At 67.8% G+C, this 15,773-nt stretch carries 12 protein-coding genes; 6 read left to right on the forward strand and 6 right to left on the reverse strand.

Going from position 1 to position 15,773, the window contains the following annotated elements:
* The first annotated feature begins 256 nt into the window (after positions 1 to 256).
* Together ACZ9GM_RS00005 and ACZ9GM_RS00010 are read left to right on the forward strand one after the other, a co-directional pair.
* Positions 257 to 2,818, forward strand: coding sequence for an ABC transporter ATP-binding protein/permease (locus tag ACZ9GM_RS00005; RefSeq protein ID WP_476036920.1), 2,562 nt, complete (start codon positions 257 to 259; stop codon positions 2,816 to 2,818).
* Positions 2,818 to 4,524, forward strand: a complete 1,707-nt coding sequence (locus ACZ9GM_RS00010; RefSeq protein ID WP_476036921.1) for an ABC transporter ATP-binding protein — start codon at positions 2,818 to 2,820, stop codon at positions 4,522 to 4,524. The genes ACZ9GM_RS00005 and ACZ9GM_RS00010 overlap by 1 nt, the downstream gene beginning before the upstream one ends.
* Here the strand turns inward: ACZ9GM_RS00010 and ACZ9GM_RS00015 are convergent, their stop codons facing one another.
* Positions 4,525 to 5,841 (reverse strand): MFS transporter, encoded by a 1,317-nt coding sequence (locus ACZ9GM_RS00015; RefSeq protein WP_476036922.1) that lies wholly within the window; start codon positions 5,839 to 5,841, stop codon positions 4,525 to 4,527.
* Between the two features lie 120 nt (positions 5,842 to 5,961).
* On the reverse strand, positions 5,962 to 7,161 hold the full coding sequence (gene nhaA / locus ACZ9GM_RS00020) for a Na+/H+ antiporter NhaA (protein ID WP_291476206.1): 1,200 nt from the start codon (positions 7,159 to 7,161) through the stop codon (positions 5,962 to 5,964).
* 36 nt (positions 7,162 to 7,197) lie between these two features.
* Here nhaA and ACZ9GM_RS00025 point away from each other — a divergent pair, with 36 nt between their 5' ends.
* Entirely contained in the window at positions 7,198 to 8,082 is an 885-nt protein-coding gene (locus tag ACZ9GM_RS00025; protein WP_476036923.1) for a phytoene/squalene synthase family protein, read from the forward strand.
* The gene (crtI, locus tag ACZ9GM_RS00030) at positions 8,079 to 9,707 is read left to right on the forward strand and encodes a phytoene desaturase family protein (RefSeq protein ID WP_476036924.1); all 1,629 of its coding nucleotides are present in this window, start codon (positions 8,079 to 8,081) and stop codon (positions 9,705 to 9,707) included. The genes ACZ9GM_RS00025 and crtI overlap by 4 nt, the downstream gene beginning before the upstream one ends.
* 40 nt (positions 9,708 to 9,747) lie before the next feature.
* On the opposite strand, the gene ACZ9GM_RS00035 is transcribed toward crtI, so the two are convergent.
* On the reverse strand, positions 9,748 to 10,470 hold the full coding sequence (locus tag ACZ9GM_RS00035) for a L,D-transpeptidase (protein ID WP_291476203.1): 723 nt from the start codon (positions 10,468 to 10,470) through the stop codon (positions 9,748 to 9,750).
* A 159-nt stretch (positions 10,471 to 10,629) separates the two neighbouring features.
* Between ACZ9GM_RS00035 and ACZ9GM_RS00040 the strand changes: the two genes are divergently transcribed.
* Positions 10,630 to 11,364 carry a response regulator transcription factor gene (locus ACZ9GM_RS00040; protein ID WP_041629794.1) on the forward strand — a complete coding sequence of 245 codons (735 nt, stop codon included), beginning with the start codon at positions 10,630 to 10,632 and terminating at the stop codon, positions 11,362 to 11,364.
* 64 nt (positions 11,365 to 11,428) lie between these two features.
* On the forward strand, positions 11,429 to 12,949 hold the full coding sequence (locus tag ACZ9GM_RS00045; protein WP_476038293.1) for a sensor histidine kinase: 1,521 nt from the start codon (positions 11,429 to 11,431) through the stop codon (positions 12,947 to 12,949).
* A 26-nt stretch (positions 12,950 to 12,975) separates the two neighbouring features.
* Here ACZ9GM_RS00045 and ACZ9GM_RS00050 read toward each other — a convergent pair whose 3' ends face one another.
* From ACZ9GM_RS00050 to ACZ9GM_RS00060, 3 genes are all read right to left on the reverse strand, one after another.
* Entirely contained in the window at positions 12,976 to 13,701 is a 726-nt protein-coding gene (locus tag ACZ9GM_RS00050; protein ID WP_476036925.1) for an esterase/lipase family protein, read from the reverse strand.
* Positions 13,702 to 14,297: 596 nt separating this feature from the next.
* Positions 14,298 to 15,305, reverse strand: coding sequence for an esterase/lipase family protein (locus ACZ9GM_RS00055; RefSeq protein ID WP_291476201.1), 1,008 nt, complete (start codon positions 15,303 to 15,305; stop codon positions 14,298 to 14,300).
* A gap of 6 nt (positions 15,306 to 15,311) precedes the next feature.
* Positions 15,312 to 15,740 carry an HIT family protein gene (locus tag ACZ9GM_RS00060; protein WP_291476200.1) on the reverse strand — a complete coding sequence of 143 codons (429 nt, stop codon included), beginning with the start codon at positions 15,738 to 15,740 and terminating at the stop codon, positions 15,312 to 15,314.
* Positions 15,741 to 15,773: the final 33 nt, after the last annotated feature.

Here is a 15,773-nt window from a genome sequence, read left to right on the forward strand (position 1 = left end):
GCGGCCATCGAGTCCGGGAACACGGCGTCGCTCAGGCTTCATGAGAAGCTCGGGTTCGCCACGGTGGGCGTCCTGCCGGAGGTGGGGACCAAGTTCGGACGCCGTCTCGGGATGACGCTCATGCAGATCACCCTCGACTGACCCCGGCTGATCCTCGACTGTCCCGTTACCGACCACGTACCCTTTCGGGTGTCCGCCCATCTTGGTATGGTGAGCCTTCTGTTACCTGAGTATCACTCGTAAAAGGAGGAACGCCGTGGGCAAGGGATTCCAGGGTGCTCTGCTGCGTACGCTCGGCGCGAAAGAGCACCGGATCACCGTCGTCGACAAGGAGCAGGTGACGGAGCATTTCCTCCGTATCCGGTTCAGGGAGGACCCGGACAAAGCTGTCCTCGAACCTGACGGCGAATCGCCCGGCGCCTTCCTCCGTGCCTGGTTCCCGGACCCTGACGGCGGTGCGAAACTCCACCAGCGCGGCTACACGATCGCACGTTCAGATCCGGCGTCCGGTGAGTTCGACATGGAGTTCGTCATCCACCAGCCCTACGGCCCGGCATCCTGGTGGGCGGTGAACTGTGAACCGGGCGACGAACTTGCCGCGATGCGTTACGGCGACGTCTCCTTCGAACCCCTCGACCCCGCGCCTGCGGGATACCTGCTGCTCGGCGATCTCGCCGCCCTGCCGGCGATCCGTGCAGTCGCGGCTACCGTCCCCGAGGACAGTGAGGTGATCATCTACCTCGAGAAGCACTCCGACGCGGACTCCGACGTGCCCCTGCCTGAAGGTCCGAACATCACCGCGGCGTGGATCGACGAGATCCCCGACGGACAGACGCTGGCACAGGCGCTCAGCGGCCGCGACTGGTCCGACTGGTACGCCTGGGTCACCGCGGAGACCACCGCCACCAGACACGCCCGCACTGTCCTGCAGCGTGAACACAATCTGAGTCGTGCGACGCTGCATGCCCAGGCTTACTGGGTCCGGGGCAAGGGGATGGGCAAGTCCGAGGTCCTCGACGAGGCGAACGCCGACGCACCGGACACCACCTCGCCTGCCGCCGGTACGAGCGACTCCCCGGCGCAGGACGCCACCCCGTCCGAGAGCGTCCTCTCCGGCGCGGCGGTCCCGATGGTCATCGCCGGAGTCGCACAGGCGCTGCTCTCGGTGCTGCAGATCGTGCCGTTCATCCTGTTCGCCGAACTGGCCCGCAGGTTCCTCGCAGGCACCGACCGCGACGAGGTGGTGCGCATCGCCGTCATCGCACTGGTCATCATGGGTGTCTCGGCACTCGGTAGCGCACTGCTGGTCTTCGGCACCCACCTTTTCGACTCCTCCTTCGCCGCGGCGCTGCGCAAGCGGCTCACCGGCAAACTCTCCCGCCTGCCGCTGGGCTGGTTCCAGGACCGTTCGGCGACCGAGGTGAAGAAGCTCGTCGCCGACGATGTCTCCGCCCTGCACTACCTGGTCACCCATGCGGTGCCGGACCTGGTCGCTGCGGTGGTCACTCCGGTGGCGACACTGATCTACCTGTTCACCGTCGACTGGCGGCTGGGCCTGGTGCTCTTCATACCCATCATCATCTTCATCAAGGTGATGGTCGGGATCTCCATCGAGGAGAAGGACGGCACCGTCCAGACCATGCGTCGGATGTCGCTGTTGTCCGGGCAGACACAGACCTTCCTCGCCGACCGCGAGGTCTCCCAGGTCTTCGGCGACCGCTCCCTGGTCGATCTGCCCGGGACCCTCGAGGAAGCCGGCGATTTCACCGACGCGGTACAGCGCAAGACCGGTACCCGCAAGATCCTCGCGGTGATGATCAACCGGCCGACCACCACGCTCGGCATCATCGTCGTCGCCGCCTGGCTGCTCATGCTGCCGGGCTGGGTCAGCGTCCACGACCTCGTTCCCTTCCTCATCCTCGGCCCGGCCTTCGGTGGACAGCTCGTCGCGATCTCCGGCGGTGTCGGGGTCCTCATGATGTCCCTGGACGCCCGCAGTGGTCTGGAACTGCTGCTGTCCACCCCGGAACTCGCCGGTCCGGCGAACCGGCCGGGGTCGGAAGGGCACGTCGTCTTCGACGACGTCACCTTCCGCTACACCCCGGAGCGTCCGGTGCTGCAGGACCTCTCCCTGTCGCTGGAGAAGGGCACCGTCACCGCACTGGTCGGTCCCTCGGGCGCCGGAAAGTCCACGGTCGGTGCACTCATCGCCCGGCTGTGGGACCCGCAGGCCGGGTCGGTGAGCGTCAACGGTCGCGACATCCGTGAGATGGACGTCGACGAGCTGTACTCGACCGTCACCATTCTGCTGCAGGACGTGCAGCTGGTACGCGGCACGGTCCGGGAGAACATCGCCCTGACCCGGCCGGACGCCACCGAGGAGCAGATCGTCGCCGCAGCGACCGCGGCCCGGATCCATGACCGGATCGGTGAACTACCCGACGGCTACGACACTGTCGTGGACGCCGCCCACCTCTCCGGCGGTGAACGTCAGCGCATCGGCATCGCCCGCGCGTTGCTCGCCGACACCCCCGTGGTCGTGCTGGACGAGGCCACCGCCTCGGCCGACCCGGACTCCGAGTGGGAGATCCGGCAGGGTCTCGACGAACTGCTGGTGGGACGCACCGTGGTGATGATCGCCCACCGGCTGCACACCATCGCCCGCGCCGACCGGATCCTGGTGATGGATGCCGGACGGATCGTCGAGGACGGTACCCACGCGACACTCATCGACGCCGGCGGGACCTATGCGTCCCTCTGGCACGACGCGAACGACGAGAGCGATTCGACCAACGCCCACGAGACCGAGGTGCACTGATGCTCACCAGACTCCACACCGTCACCCGCGGAGGACGGACCTTCCGGATCTACCTCCTGCTCGTCGTCCTGTCCACGGTCCTGCAGGTCGCGGCGATCATCACACTGTTCCCGCTGTGCCGGGACCTGTTCTCCGACGACCCGGCGTCCGCCGGCTGGTGGGTGCTGCTCATGGTGGTGCTCATCGCCGTGTGCTGGGTCGTCGACATCCTGGCCGCCCACCGGGGACTCGATCTCGGACTGGCGGTCATGCGCCGTATCCAACGTGCCACCCCGGACGCCCTGCTCGCCTGGCCGGAGTCCCGCTTCACCCCGACGATGACCGCGGACCTGCGCCGACTGCTGTCACAGGGGGCGACCGAGGCCAGTTCCTCGGTGGTGCTCGCGTTCACCCCGCTGGCCACCGCGGTCATCTACGTCTTCGCCCTCGGGGTCGGGCTGCTGTTCGTCCACGTCCCCGCCGGGCTGGTGACGCTGGTCGGTGGCGCCCTCGCCATCGGTGCGCTGTGGGCGAGTACCCGCCTGGAGGCCCGTGCCGACCGGCAGTTCGAGGAGGCGACCGGTGAGGTGGACTCCCGGTTGTTCGAGTTCGCCGTCGCCCAGCCGTCACTGCGCACCGGCCGACAGGCAGGCGCCGGTGCCCGACTGGTGGACCGGGCGGTGTCCGGGAACCGCAGCCGGGTCCTCAGACTGCTGCTCTGGCAGATCCCCGGGGAATTCCTGTTCAGCCTGGTGACCCAGGGCGTCCTGCTTGCCTTCGGCGTGGTGATCTGGATGGGCTACGACGGCGGTTCCCTCAGCGCCGTCGAGGCGGCGACCATGGTGATCGTGCTGCTCCGGGTCGTTGAACAGGTCTCCGCGGTGGCGGGCCTGTCCGCCGGAGTGAACAACTTCAACCGCAGCCTGGACCTCGCCGCGCAGGTCGTGAAGACCACACCGGTGCGCCCGGTGGCGATCACGACCGGGGCAGCACCGGCCGTGCAGCTCGACGGGGTAGACGTCACCTTCCCGGACGGCACCACCGGCCTGCAGGACGTGGACCTCACTGCCGCGCCGGGCAGCGTCACCGTCGTCATCGGAGCCTCCGGCTCCGGCAAGACCACCCTACTGCGTACGCTGGCCGGTCTGACCCCGCCGGACGCCGGTGCACTTACTCTCGACGGGACGCCTGCGGGCCCCGCCGAACTGCGCGGCAGCGCGACATTCGCCTTCCAGCACACCGTCCTCAATGCGGGGACGCTGCGGGAGAACCTGCTCACCGTGAACCCGGACCTCACTGACGCGGACCTGGACCGGATCGGAGCGGACGCCCGGCTCACCCCGCTGCTGGAGGCTGCACCCGACGGCTGGGACACCCCGGCCGGTGAACTCGGTGCGCAGCTCTCCGGTGGTGAGCGTCAGCGGGTCGGTATCGCCCGTGCCCTGGCCAAGCCGGCCCGCGTCCTGCTCATCGACGAGGCGACCTCCGCCCTGGACACCACCAGTGAGCGTGCGGTCGTCGAGGCGGTCAGGCGGGTCCGCGACGACTACACGACCGTCATCGTCACCCACCGTCCGGCGATGCTGGACATCGCCGACCGGGTGGTCGTCATGGCCGGCGGACGTGTCGTCGAGGCCGGTGCCCCGGCGGATCTGGAGGCAGCGGGTGGCGAGTATGCCCGACTGCTGGCCGGCTGGCGTGCTGCCGCGGACTGGCAGGTGCGGTAGTTACCGCGCTGTCTTGAGCAGTAGCGCGACACCGACGAGCAGCACCAGACCGATGCCGAGGATGCCGGCGCGGTCATTGCCGGCGATCCCGGTGAACAGGGCGAACATGGCCGGTGCGAGCCAGCTCACCGCGCGTCCGGTGGTGGCGTAGAGGCCGAACATCTCGCCCTCGCGTCCCGGCGGGCAGATCCGGGACAGGTAGGAGCGGGACGCCGACTGCGCCGGGCCGACGAACAGGCACAGGGCCAGTCCGAAGATCCAGAACATCAGCGGTCCGGAGACGATGAAGAGCACCAGGGCAATGGCGACCATGAGCATCAGGGAGACGGCGATGACCGGTACGGGGCCGCGGCTGTCGTCGAGGCGTCCCGCCAGCAGGGCGCCGAGGGCGGCGACGACATTGGCGCCGACACCGAAGATCAGGACGTCGGCGTCCGTCAGCTCGTAGACGGAGACCGCGAGGATCGCGCCGAAGGTGAACACGCCGGCCAGGCCGTCGCGGAAGATGGCAGACGAGATGAGGAACCACACGGTCTTGCGGTCGGTGCGCCACAGCACGGCGATGTCATGGAACAGAGCCCGGTAGGAGTCCTTCCACCCGGTGGGTTCGGAGCCGTTGGGTTCGACCTCGGGGATGCGGCGGAACAGGGGGATCGCCGACAGGCCGAACCACACGGCGGCGAGCAGGGCGACGATGCGGACGTTCCAGCCGTCGTCGGTGGTGATGTTGAACAGGCCGCGGGTGTCTCCGTCGCCGGCGATGAAGCCGACGTAGCAGAACAGCAGCAGGAAGATTCCGCCGAAGTAGCCCATCGCCCAGCCGAAGCCGGAGGCCCGTCCGACGTTCTCCTTCGTGGAGACCTGGTTGAGCATCGCGAAGTAGCCGACCTCGGCGAACTGGAAGGTCACCGAGGCGACCGCCATGATCACCGCGCCCAGCCAGAAGTAGCCCGGGGCGTCGTCGCCGACGAAGACGAGCATGAGCATCAGCGCCACGGTGACCAGCGTCCATGTGCGCACCGCACTGCGGCGCTTCCCCCGGGCATCCGCGCGGCGTCCGACCACTGGGGCCGTCACCGCGATGATGACGCCGGCGACGGCGATGGCTGCGCCGTACCAGGTGGACGCGCTGACGGAGCCGCCGAGGGAGTCACCGACAGAGTCGGTGAGGTAGACGGAGAAGATGAAGGTGACGAGGACGGCGTTGAAGGCGGCGGAGCCGAAGTCCCAGAAGGCCCAGGCGGTGACCGTGCGGCGGTCGGTACGGGCTGTCGTGGTGGGGGCGGCGGTGTCAGGTGCCGGGACGGGGACGGTCATGCCCTAGAGGATACGGTGCGCGACGAAACCATCCGTGAAGGTGGTGGCGTACACAATCGTCACGGATCGTGCCGCTACAGTGTCCGGACACTGCGAATCTGTCAAGATCGTGTACAGACGTCACTGCGCCGCCCGGGCGTGCTTCCGGTTCCTCACCGTCAGATACGCCCCGCCGAGGATGGCCGAGAGCAGCGACGCCGTGAGTACGCCGACCTTCGCGTGGTCGTCGAGCACGGTACCTGCCCCGAAGGTCAGCTCACTGACCAGCAGGGAGACAGTGAAGCCGATGCCGGCGACCATGCCCATGCCGATGATGTCCGGCCACTTCAACGACGGGGCCAGCGCCATGCCGGGAAGCTTCGAGGCCAGCCAGGTCGTCAGCGTGATGCCCAGTGGCTTGCCGACGACCAGGGCGATGATCACACCGTAGGCCACCGGGTCGGTCCAGGAATCCGTCAACCCCGACCAGCCGCCGACGGTCACACCGGCGGCGAAGAAGGCGAACACCGGCAGCACAACCAGCGACGACCACGGGCCGAGCGCCGCCGAGAACTGCCGCGAGGTCTCCTTGCCCGCCCGGGACTTCACCGGGACCATGAAGCCGAGGACCACCGCCGAGATCGTGGCGTGGATCCCGGAATGGTGCACCAGTGCCCAGGTCACCACCGCCAGCGGCGCCAGCACCCACCACTGGTCGACACCCCGCTGCGTACACACCGCGAACAGGACCAGTGGCACCAGCGCGAGCAGCAGGAACCCCAGGTTGAGATCGTCGGCGAAGAAGAAGGCGATGATGAGGATGCCGATGAGGTCGTCGACGACAGCCAGCGTCAGCAGGAACACACGCAACCGTTGCGGCAGATTCGACCCCACCACGGCGAGGACGGAGACCGCGAAGGCGATGTCGGTGGCCGCCGGGACCGCCCAACCTGAGGTGTCGCCACCGCTCGCCGCGGCATTCACCACGGTGTAGAGGATCGCCGGCACCGCGACACCACCGCAGGCCGCGAGCACCGGCACCAGTGCGTCCTGTACCCGGCGCAGTGCACCGGTGAGGAACTCCTGCTTCAGCTCCAGTCCGGTGACGAAGAAGAAGACCGCCAGCAGACCGTCGGATGCCCACTCACCGACGCTGAGGTGCAGATCCGCCCACTCCGGGCCGGTCTCGGCGTCCCGCAGCCCGGAGTAACCCCCGGAAAACCCGCTGTTCGCCCAGACCAGCGCGATGACCGTCGCGATGAGGAGGAGGATGCCGCCGCCCTTGTCGGTGATGAGGAATCGCACGGCGCGGGTGAACGGGGTGGGGCTGGGACCGGTCATGGTGGGAAACGGTACTCCTGACGGTACGGTTGATCCGTGACATGGCGCAGTACTGAGAGGACCGACGACCGGTACCAGGCGATGGCCGACCGGGTCGCCGCCGACGTCATCGCCCATTACTCGACCTCCTTCACTCTGGCCACGCGCCTGCTGTCCCCGCCGGTGCGTCGCGATGTGTGCAACCTCTACGCCGTCGTCCGGATCGCCGACGAGATCGTCGACGGTGCCGCAGCAGCTGCGGGGGAGGGCGCCTCGGGCATCCGCGCACTCCTCGACGGGTACGGGGACGCCGTGCTCACCGCCGCAGACTCCTCCGCCCCCGCCTTCCACACCGACCCGGTGCTGCACGCCTTCGCCGGTACCGCCCGCCGCTGCAACCTGGACCCGGCACATCTGCAGGCCTTCTTCGCCTCGATGCGCGCCGACCTGGCCCCCGACGTCCACGATGACGCCAGCCTCGCCGCCTACATCCACGGTTCGGCCGAGGTCATCGGCCTGATGTGTCTCGACATCTTCCGCGCCCACGGAACCGCCACCGGGGATCCGGAGTGGCTGGCCGAGGGGGCGGCGTCGCTCGGATCGGCGTTCCAGAAGGTCAACTTCCTGCGCGACATCGGTGCGGACTCCACTGTCCTGCACCGCCACTACCTTCCCGACGATCTCACCGAGGACGCCAAGCACGCCCTGCTCGACGAGTGTGTCGCGGAACTGGATGCCGGGTGCTCGCGCATCCCGGCCCTGCCCCGGGGAGCCCGCGCCGGGGTCGCCGCCGCAGCCGCGCTGTACCGGGCCCTCGTCGACCGGCTGCGGGAGACCCCCGCCACCGACCTCACCGGTGCGGACGCGGTGCGGGTCAGCGTGCCCTCCCGGGTGAAGACGGTGGTCACCCTGCGTGCCGTGGGGAAGGCGGTGCTGTCATGACGCGGGACATGCAGAGCGTGGTCGTCATCGGCGGCGGCGTGGCAGGTCTGGCGACCGCCGGACTGCTCGCCCGCAACGGTCATGCGGTGACTCTGCTGGAGAAGGGGGACTCCGTCGGCGGCCGTGCCGGGTCCCTCACCGTCGATGACGCCCCGGGGTTCCGCTGGGACACCGGCCCGAGCTGGTATCTCATGCCCGAGGCTTTCGACCGGTTCTTCGGACTCATGGGCACCTCGACGGAGGCGGAGCTCGACCTGGTGGACCTGCACCCGGGGTACCGCGTCCTGCCCGAGGGACTGGATCCGGTGGACGTCCCCGTCGGGGAGGACGCGGTGGCGTCCCTGTTCGAGGAGATCGAACCGGGGGCGGGGGAGAAGGTCCGCCGCTACCTCGCCGAGGCCGGCGACACCTACCGCATCGCCGTGGACCGGTTCCTCTACACCCACTTTTCCTCGCCGCGTCCATTCCTGGGACTGCCGGTGCTGCGCCGGGCAGGACGCCTGGTCCGGCTGCTCACCGGCTCGCTGGAGAACCTCGTCAACGCCCGGTTCTCCGACCGACGGCTGCGTCAGATCCTGTCGTACCCCGCGGTGTTCCTGTCCTCGCGCCCTTCGGCGACGCCGGCGCTGTACCAGCTCATGAGCTACACCGACCTGGTCCAGGGCGTGAAGTACCCGCTCGGCGGGTTCACTGCGGTGGTGGACGCACTGCGCTGCCTCGCCGAGGACAACGGCGCCGTCATCCGCACAAATGCGGAGGTCACCCGGATCCGGACCGACCGGGTGTCCGCCAATCCGTTGCGCCGGGTGCCCGGACTGGGGCGGATCTGGCCGCAGCGTGCCCGGGCGACCGGGGTGGAACTCGCCGACGGTACCGTGCTGGACGCCGACCTCGTCGTCAGTGCCGCTGACCTGCACCACACGGAGAACGCCCTGCTTTCGGCCGGTCTGCGTACGTATCCGGAACCGCACTGGACACGGGCGGACGCCGGGGTCGGCGCGGTCGTCGTGATGCTCGGCATCCGCGGCGCACTGCCGGAGCTCGCTCATCACACCCTCATCTTCAGTGAGGACTGGACGCCGGACTTCGCCGCGGTCTTCGACAGTGACGCATCCGGTAGCGGGGCATCCCGTTCCGTCTACGTCTCGAAGCCGTCCGCGACGGATCCCGACGTTGCGCCGGACGGGTACGAGAACCTCTTCGTCCTGGTCCCGGTGACCGCTGATCCCGGCCTCGGTGGCGGGTCGGCCTACAGTGCCGACGGGATCGGTTCGGCGCGGGTCGAGCAGATCGCCGATGCGGTGGTGGACCTCATCACCGAGCGTGCCGGGATCGACGACCTGGCGTCCCGTATCGAAGTCCGCCGCACGTTGGGGCCGGCGGACTTCGCCGCGCGGTACCACTCCTGGCACGGCTGGGCGCTGGGGTTGGCGCACACCCTGCGCCAGTCGGCGTTCTTTCGTGGGACGAACCGCTCGCGAGCCGTGGAGAATCTCTTCTACGCCGGGTCGACGACCACGCCCGGTGTCGGCGTGCCGATGTGCCTGATCAGTGCGGAGAACGTGCTGAGCCGGCTGGTGGGAGGACGGGGTACGGCAGACATGACGGAGCCCCGCACATCCTGAGTCGTGTGCGGGGCCCGTGGTGTCGGCCGGGAAGCAGGGTCTAGTAGATGAAGACCTCGTCGCCCTCGTTGAGGGAGTTGAAGAAGACGTCGTCATCGTCGCCACCGAGATGGATGCATCCGGCGGAGTCCACGTCCGGGTCGCCACCGTGGAAGGCATGACCTGACCAGGTGAAGTACACGGAGTTCGGCATCGGGGCGTCGTTGAACTCGCGGCTGATCTCATCCTTGACCTTGTAGGTCACGTGGAAGGTGCCACGCGGGGTCTCGGTGTCCGCACCCGGGGCGCCGGAGGAGATGTAGACCGGACCGTAGACGGTGTTGCCACCGTCGGTCAGCCAGGCACGGCGACCGTCGAGATCGACGCAGGCCTTCGCGGTGGCGGGGCACGGCGTGTTCGTCGTGTCGTTCCAGGCGTCCTGGCGGGCCTGCTCGGCAGCGGCGGCTTCCGCGGCTGCACGGGCGGCCGCACGCTCGTCGAGCGCGCCCGGGGCGACGGCGTTGGTGAGGTCGGTGACGCCCTGCTCGTAGACGTCACGGAATTCCTCCGGCACTTGGCCGGACTGCTCCAGAGCACCGTCGTGGGCGTCGAGCGCACCATCGGTGACCTGCGCACGGAGGTCATCGAGCGGGTTTGCCATGGCGGGGGCGGCACCGAGGCCGGCAAGGGCCGCCGTGGAAGCGCCGACGAGGGCGATGTTCCGGCGGGTGTGGGTGTGGGAGACCGCGCGGTGGCGTCCATGGTAGGTGTAGTTCGTAGTCACGGGGAGACACTTTAGCTGTTCAGCGGGTGGTTGACCAGAACGTTGACCGGAACTCAGTCGGCTGTGGGGTGTCGGTGTCGGTGAATCCCCGGCAGTTCCACAGGTAAAGTACAGGAGGTATGCACCCGTTTTCCGGGGTGTCTGTCCACACTAGGAAGCATGACCGTGCCGCTCACCCATCAGAATCATCAGACCGTCTCCACTCACGACACCCGGGTACTCGTCGTCGATGATGAAGCCAATATCGCCGACCTCATCAAGGCCCGCCTCGAGTTCCAGGACTTTGACGTGCGCACCGCCAACGACGGCGCGTCCGCCCTGGAGATCGCCAAGGACTTCCAGCCGGACGCCTACATCCTCGACGTCATGATGCCGGGGATGGACGGCTTCACCGTGCTCAACAAGCTCCGCGAGGCAGGCGACGAGGCTCCGGTCCTCTTCCTCACCGCCAAGGACGCCGTCGACGACCGTATCCACGGCCTGACCCTCGGCGCCGACGACTACGTCACCAAGCCCTTCGCCCTGGAGGAGGTCATCACCCGACTGCGGGTGATCCTGCGCCGCGTCCAGCCGGAGGAGAAGGAGGACGAGTCACTGATCACCTACGCCGACCTCACCCTCTCCGACGACATGCACGAGGTGACCAAGGGTGGTCAGGTCGTCGACCTGTCACCCACCGAGTTCAAGCTGCTGCGTTACCTGCTCATCAATGCGGAGGTCGTCGTCTCCAAGGCGAAGATCCTCGACGCCGTATGGGAGTACGACTTCGGCGGCGACGGCAATGTTGTCGAATCCTACGTCTCCTACCTGCGTCGGAAGATCGACACGCAGGAGCCGCACCTGATCCACACCGTCCGTGGTGTCGGGTACGTCCTGCGCATGCCGCGTAACTGACGCCTGACCAGAACACACCCAGCGCGCAACTGACACGGAACTGAGGTACTGACCTGTGGTGAGCATGCGGTCCGGCGGTCGGACGGGGACGAAGGACAGGAGTGCGCGCCGCTATCCGGGTGTCTTCCTGTCCCACTTCCCGCTCCGTGTGTCACTCGTCCTCGTGATGACGACGATGGCTGCGCTCGGTCTCGCCGTCTCCGGCGCGGTCGTCAGCGGGATGATGCAGCAGTTCCTCACCAACCGGGTCGATGAGCAGCTCACCACCGCCACCCACGACTGGGCGAGCCGCCCGGTGGAGGACCTGGAGACCTCGGCCGGTGGTAAAGCGGGGCCGTCGAGTCCGCCGAGTCAGTTCTTCGTGGTCATCTACGACACCGAAGCCGAGGGGTGGAGCACGTCCATCAATCCACTGGAGAACAGGTCCGCCCCGGATGTCTCGACGATCACCGAGGCCACCCCACCGGTGACAGTGCCTGCTTTCGGGGGCTCGGAGAGCTCCACACCCTGGCGCGCCGCCGCGGTGGTCAACGATGACGGGAAAGTCGTCGTCATCGCTCTGCCGATGGCGGGCGAGTACCACATCATGCACCAGCTCCTCGTCGTGCTGGTGACGATCGGCGTCATCGTCCTGGTGCTGCTGGTGGCAGGCAGTCTCTATCTCATCCGGCGTGCTCTGCAGCCGCTGTACCTGGTGGAGCGCACCGCCGGGCGGATCGCCAAGGGGCAGCTCGACGAGCGTGTCCCCGAGTGGTCGCCGAACACCGAGGTCGGTCGTCTCTCTGGCGCGCTCAACCGGATGCTCGCCCAGATCCAGGGTGCGTTCATCGCCACCAACCGCTCGGAGAAACAGGCGCGTGAGGCAGAGGCGTCGATGCGCCGCTTCATCGGGGACGCCTCCCACGAACTCCGCACGCCGTTGACAAGTGTCCGCGGCTACGCAGACCTGTACAAGTCAGGTGCCACCGAGGATGCGGACATGGTCATCGACCGGATCTCCTCGGAAGCCGGCCGAATGAGTCTGCTGGTCGAGGATCTGCTGACCCTGGTGCGCATGGACGAGGGGCGTCCGATGCGTCGTGAACCGGTGGACCTGCTGGACCTGGGGTTCGCCGCTGTGGAGAACGCACGTGCAGGGTTCCCGGGCCGCGCAGTGTCGCTGGTCAACGAGACCCGTTCGATCCCGGTGACCATCGGTGACTCTGACCGGCTGCACCAGGTCATCGGCAACCTCATGACGAATGCGCTGCGCCACGGTGGGGAGGGCGCTTCGGTGATCCTCAAGCTCACCCAGTCCGACCCCGGTGTCCAACCGGCGACCGTGGGTGTCGATGTCATCGACGACGGCGCCGGTATCCCCGCCGAGGATGTACCGCACCTGTTCGAGCGTTTCTACCGCGCCGACGTATCCCGGTCACGCGCGTCCGGCGGGTCCGGCCTGGGCCTGTCGATCGTCAAGAGCCTCGTCGAGGCGCACGGTGGCACGATCAACGTGGAGAGTGAGCTCGGTGAGGGCACGACCTTTCACGTGTCTCTGCCGGCGGCGGCGGAGATGCTCGACGAGAGTGAGATCGAGGAACTGTAGCCGGAGTTCCGGCTGCCCCGGCGGGGCTAGCTGAGCGCTTCGGCGACGAGGCGTCCGACCCGTCGGCTGTGGGGCAGTTTCTCGTGGGGAATACCGTCGATCTCGATGACCTCGGTGGGGCCACGGTGGGCGGGCGTTCCGGAGGCGGCGTCCTCGTCGGTGAAGGCCCGGGCCCGGTCAGTGGGAACGTAGGGGTCCCGGAGCGTGAGGATCTGGGTGACCGGGACCGTCGAACGGGTCGCGTAGTTCATCAGTCTCGCCATCTCGGAGGAGTCGGCGGGATGCCCGCGCCAGGCGGGGACGATGCGGGTGGCCAGCGGCATGATGCGCCGGAACCCGGTGACGCCACGGAAGTCCGCGCCGATGCCCACCAGGCGTCCGACCTTGCCCTGCAGTTCCGGGGTGCCGGACGCGGCGAGGGCCAGCAGTCCGCCCTGGGAGTGGCCGACGAGGTCGACGGTGCCGGCGTCTGCGACGATGTTCGCGAGTTTCTCGCGGACCTCGGTGAAGCTGTGGCGCAGCGGCATGGTGCCGTGGTGGCCGTAGGAGACGGAGAGGACGGGGTGGCCGGCGTCCTTCAGTGCGGCGGCGACACCGGTGAAGTTGCTGCGGGAGCCGACCGCACCGTGAACCAGGACGACCGGCCGGGTCGCCGGGTCGTCGATGCGGGGATACGGACGCCGGTGGCGGGATTCGGCCCAGGCGTCATCGGGCAGGAGGTCGAGCAGTCGGCCCAGGAGTGGAATGTTCACTCCAGCTACTGTGCCACGGTCACATCCGGCGGCGGACAGGTGCCCGGTCGTGGGAGGAGACGGCACCGATGACAGCACCGGTGGCCTCGCTCTACGCGTCTTCCCCGTTCCGCGACGACCTGCCGCAGCAGGTGTAACCCGTGGACAGCGCCCGGCAGGGCGACGCGGACGTCGAGTCGGGCGAAGGGGTGGTTCGCGGGTGCGGAGTGAGGGGCTGGTCAGGTGCCGGAAAGGTCTGGCTCAGGTATGGTTCAGGTCTGGTTCATGTCTGGGGTGCGGAACCATGAACCATTGGTAGGCCGGTGGAGTCAAACCGTGTATGGACGATAGGCAGGGCAATCGATTCTGTAGTGCCGTATTCGGTACCAGTCACTGACATGGGTAAGGGCATCGGGAAGCTCCTGGCACAGATGAGAACACAAGGGGCAGGGTGTGGCTGCGACGTTATGCTGCGGCATTGTGCATTCTCAACAACGTCCACTCCTGGGAAACCTGCAGGTAGACGTGATATCCGCGTCCTGTAGTCGGTATTACAGAATGCATAATGTCTGACGGTGGGGTGGTGAGGCAAGAGGGGGCGAGGAACAGGGAACGCCCTAACCCTTCGCGTCCTCCAGCCGTTCCAGCGTCTCCTCCAGTGCCTCCACCAGGCGTTCGTGCACGATGCGCTGCACCTTCGGGTCCGAAGGCATCTCATTGTGCAGGACGCGACCGGCCCCGAGGTCCTGGATGAACTCGTTGGTGACCTCGACAGCTACCCGGTCGCCCGCGTCATCCACGGCATCCGGCTCCAGGAAGCCGGACTCCGCCGGCACGACCGTGGTGTCCACCTTCGTCGCGAAGCAGGTGTAGCGCACGCCCGGCCTCGTCTCCGGAGAATAGGACAGGTCACCCAGCAGCGGCGATCCGACGACCTGCTGCATCCCGGCCACACCCATCATCCGCGTCACCGTCGTCTCGGCGACTTTCGCCGCGAGCTCGTTCGTCGAGATCAGTGAGGTCAGCTGTGCGTTCACCGTGGTCCCGTGGTGCGGTGCGGACAGTGTGACGAGGTGGTGGACCTTCGAGTCGAAGTCCATCTGGTTGATGAGGTACCGGGCCAGCAGCCCGCCCTGGGAGTGAGCGACGATGTCGACCTTCTCCGCACCCGTCGCCGAAAGCACCTGGTCGATGTACGCGCCCACGTCCTTGGCGGACTGGCGGATCTCGCCGGTGCCGTGGCGTCCGTAGTCGGGGGCGAAGACCACGAAACCGTCATCGCGCAGATCGGTCACCAGGTTCTGCCACACCGACTTCGAGGAGATCGTGCCGTGGACCAGCACCACCGGGTACGGCCGGTACGCCGGTGGCTTCGCATGCCACAGGTCGTCGACGTAGCCGGCGAAACTCTGCCGGGCGCCCATCGGCACCGGCTCCTCACCCGGCGGCTGCGGGGCAAGCTTGACCAGCCGCGAGGTGAACCCGAAGGTGTTGCGCAGCCCGTCGGAGAACGAGGCCAGCTGCTCCGCCCACGAATGCTGTTCCGGATCGGCGGTCTCCTCGGCCGCCGCAGAGGTCAGCGCGTCGATATACGGGGCGAGGTCGTCATCGGAACGGTGGCTCACGGTCGCCTACTCGCTGACACCGGAGACACCCCGGGACTGCAGGCCGAGACGGATCTTCGCCGCCGCCTCCTCCATCTGCACCGGATCGGTCTCGTCCATGCCGAGGGCGTCGGCGAGGTTGTAGCCGGACATGTCGGCGGCGGGGAAGACGTGGATGTGGGTGTGGGGGACCTCGAACCCGGCGATGAGGTAACCGGCGCGCGGGCACTCGAACTGCTCCACGATCGCGGCCCCGACCTCCTGGGCGACCTCGTTGAGGTGGGCCCACAGTTCGGGTTCCAGGTCGGTCCAGCGGTCGACCTCCTCGACCGGCACCACGAGGGTGTGCCCGTAGGCGACCGGCTCGATGGTCAGGAAGGCGACGACGGTCTCGTCGCGGTACACGAAACGGCCGGGGATCTCGCCGGCGATGATCTTGCTGAAGACAGATGCCATGCTGCCGATCGTAGTCACACCTGAGCCGTTAAG

The sequence above is a fragment of the Corynebacterium sp. UD i78 genome (assembly GCF_056280545.1).

Excerpts from the sequence above, each read along its gene's own strand:
- ACZ9GM_RS00010 (WP_476036921.1), top strand. The coding sequence starts at position 2,818 with ATGCTCACCAGACTCCACACCGTCACCCGCGGAGGACGGACCTTCCGG.
- ACZ9GM_RS00015 (WP_476036922.1), bottom strand. The coding sequence starts at position 5,841 with ATGACCGTCCCCGTCCCGGCACCTGACACCGCCGCCCCCACCACGACA.
- nhaA (WP_291476206.1), bottom strand. The coding sequence starts at position 7,161 with ATGACCGGTCCCAGCCCCACCCCGTTCACCCGCGCCGTGCGATTCCTC.
- crtI (WP_476036924.1), top strand. The coding sequence starts at position 8,079 with ATGACGCGGGACATGCAGAGCGTGGTCGTCATCGGCGGCGGCGTGGCA.
- ACZ9GM_RS00040 (WP_041629794.1), top strand. The coding sequence starts at position 10,630 with ATGACCGTGCCGCTCACCCATCAGAATCATCAGACCGTCTCCACTCAC.
- ACZ9GM_RS00045 (WP_476038293.1), top strand. The coding sequence starts at position 11,429 with ATGCGGTCCGGCGGTCGGACGGGGACGAAGGACAGGAGTGCGCGCCGC.
- ACZ9GM_RS00060 (WP_291476200.1), bottom strand. The coding sequence starts at position 15,740 with ATGGCATCTGTCTTCAGCAAGATCATCGCCGGCGAGATCCCCGGCCGT.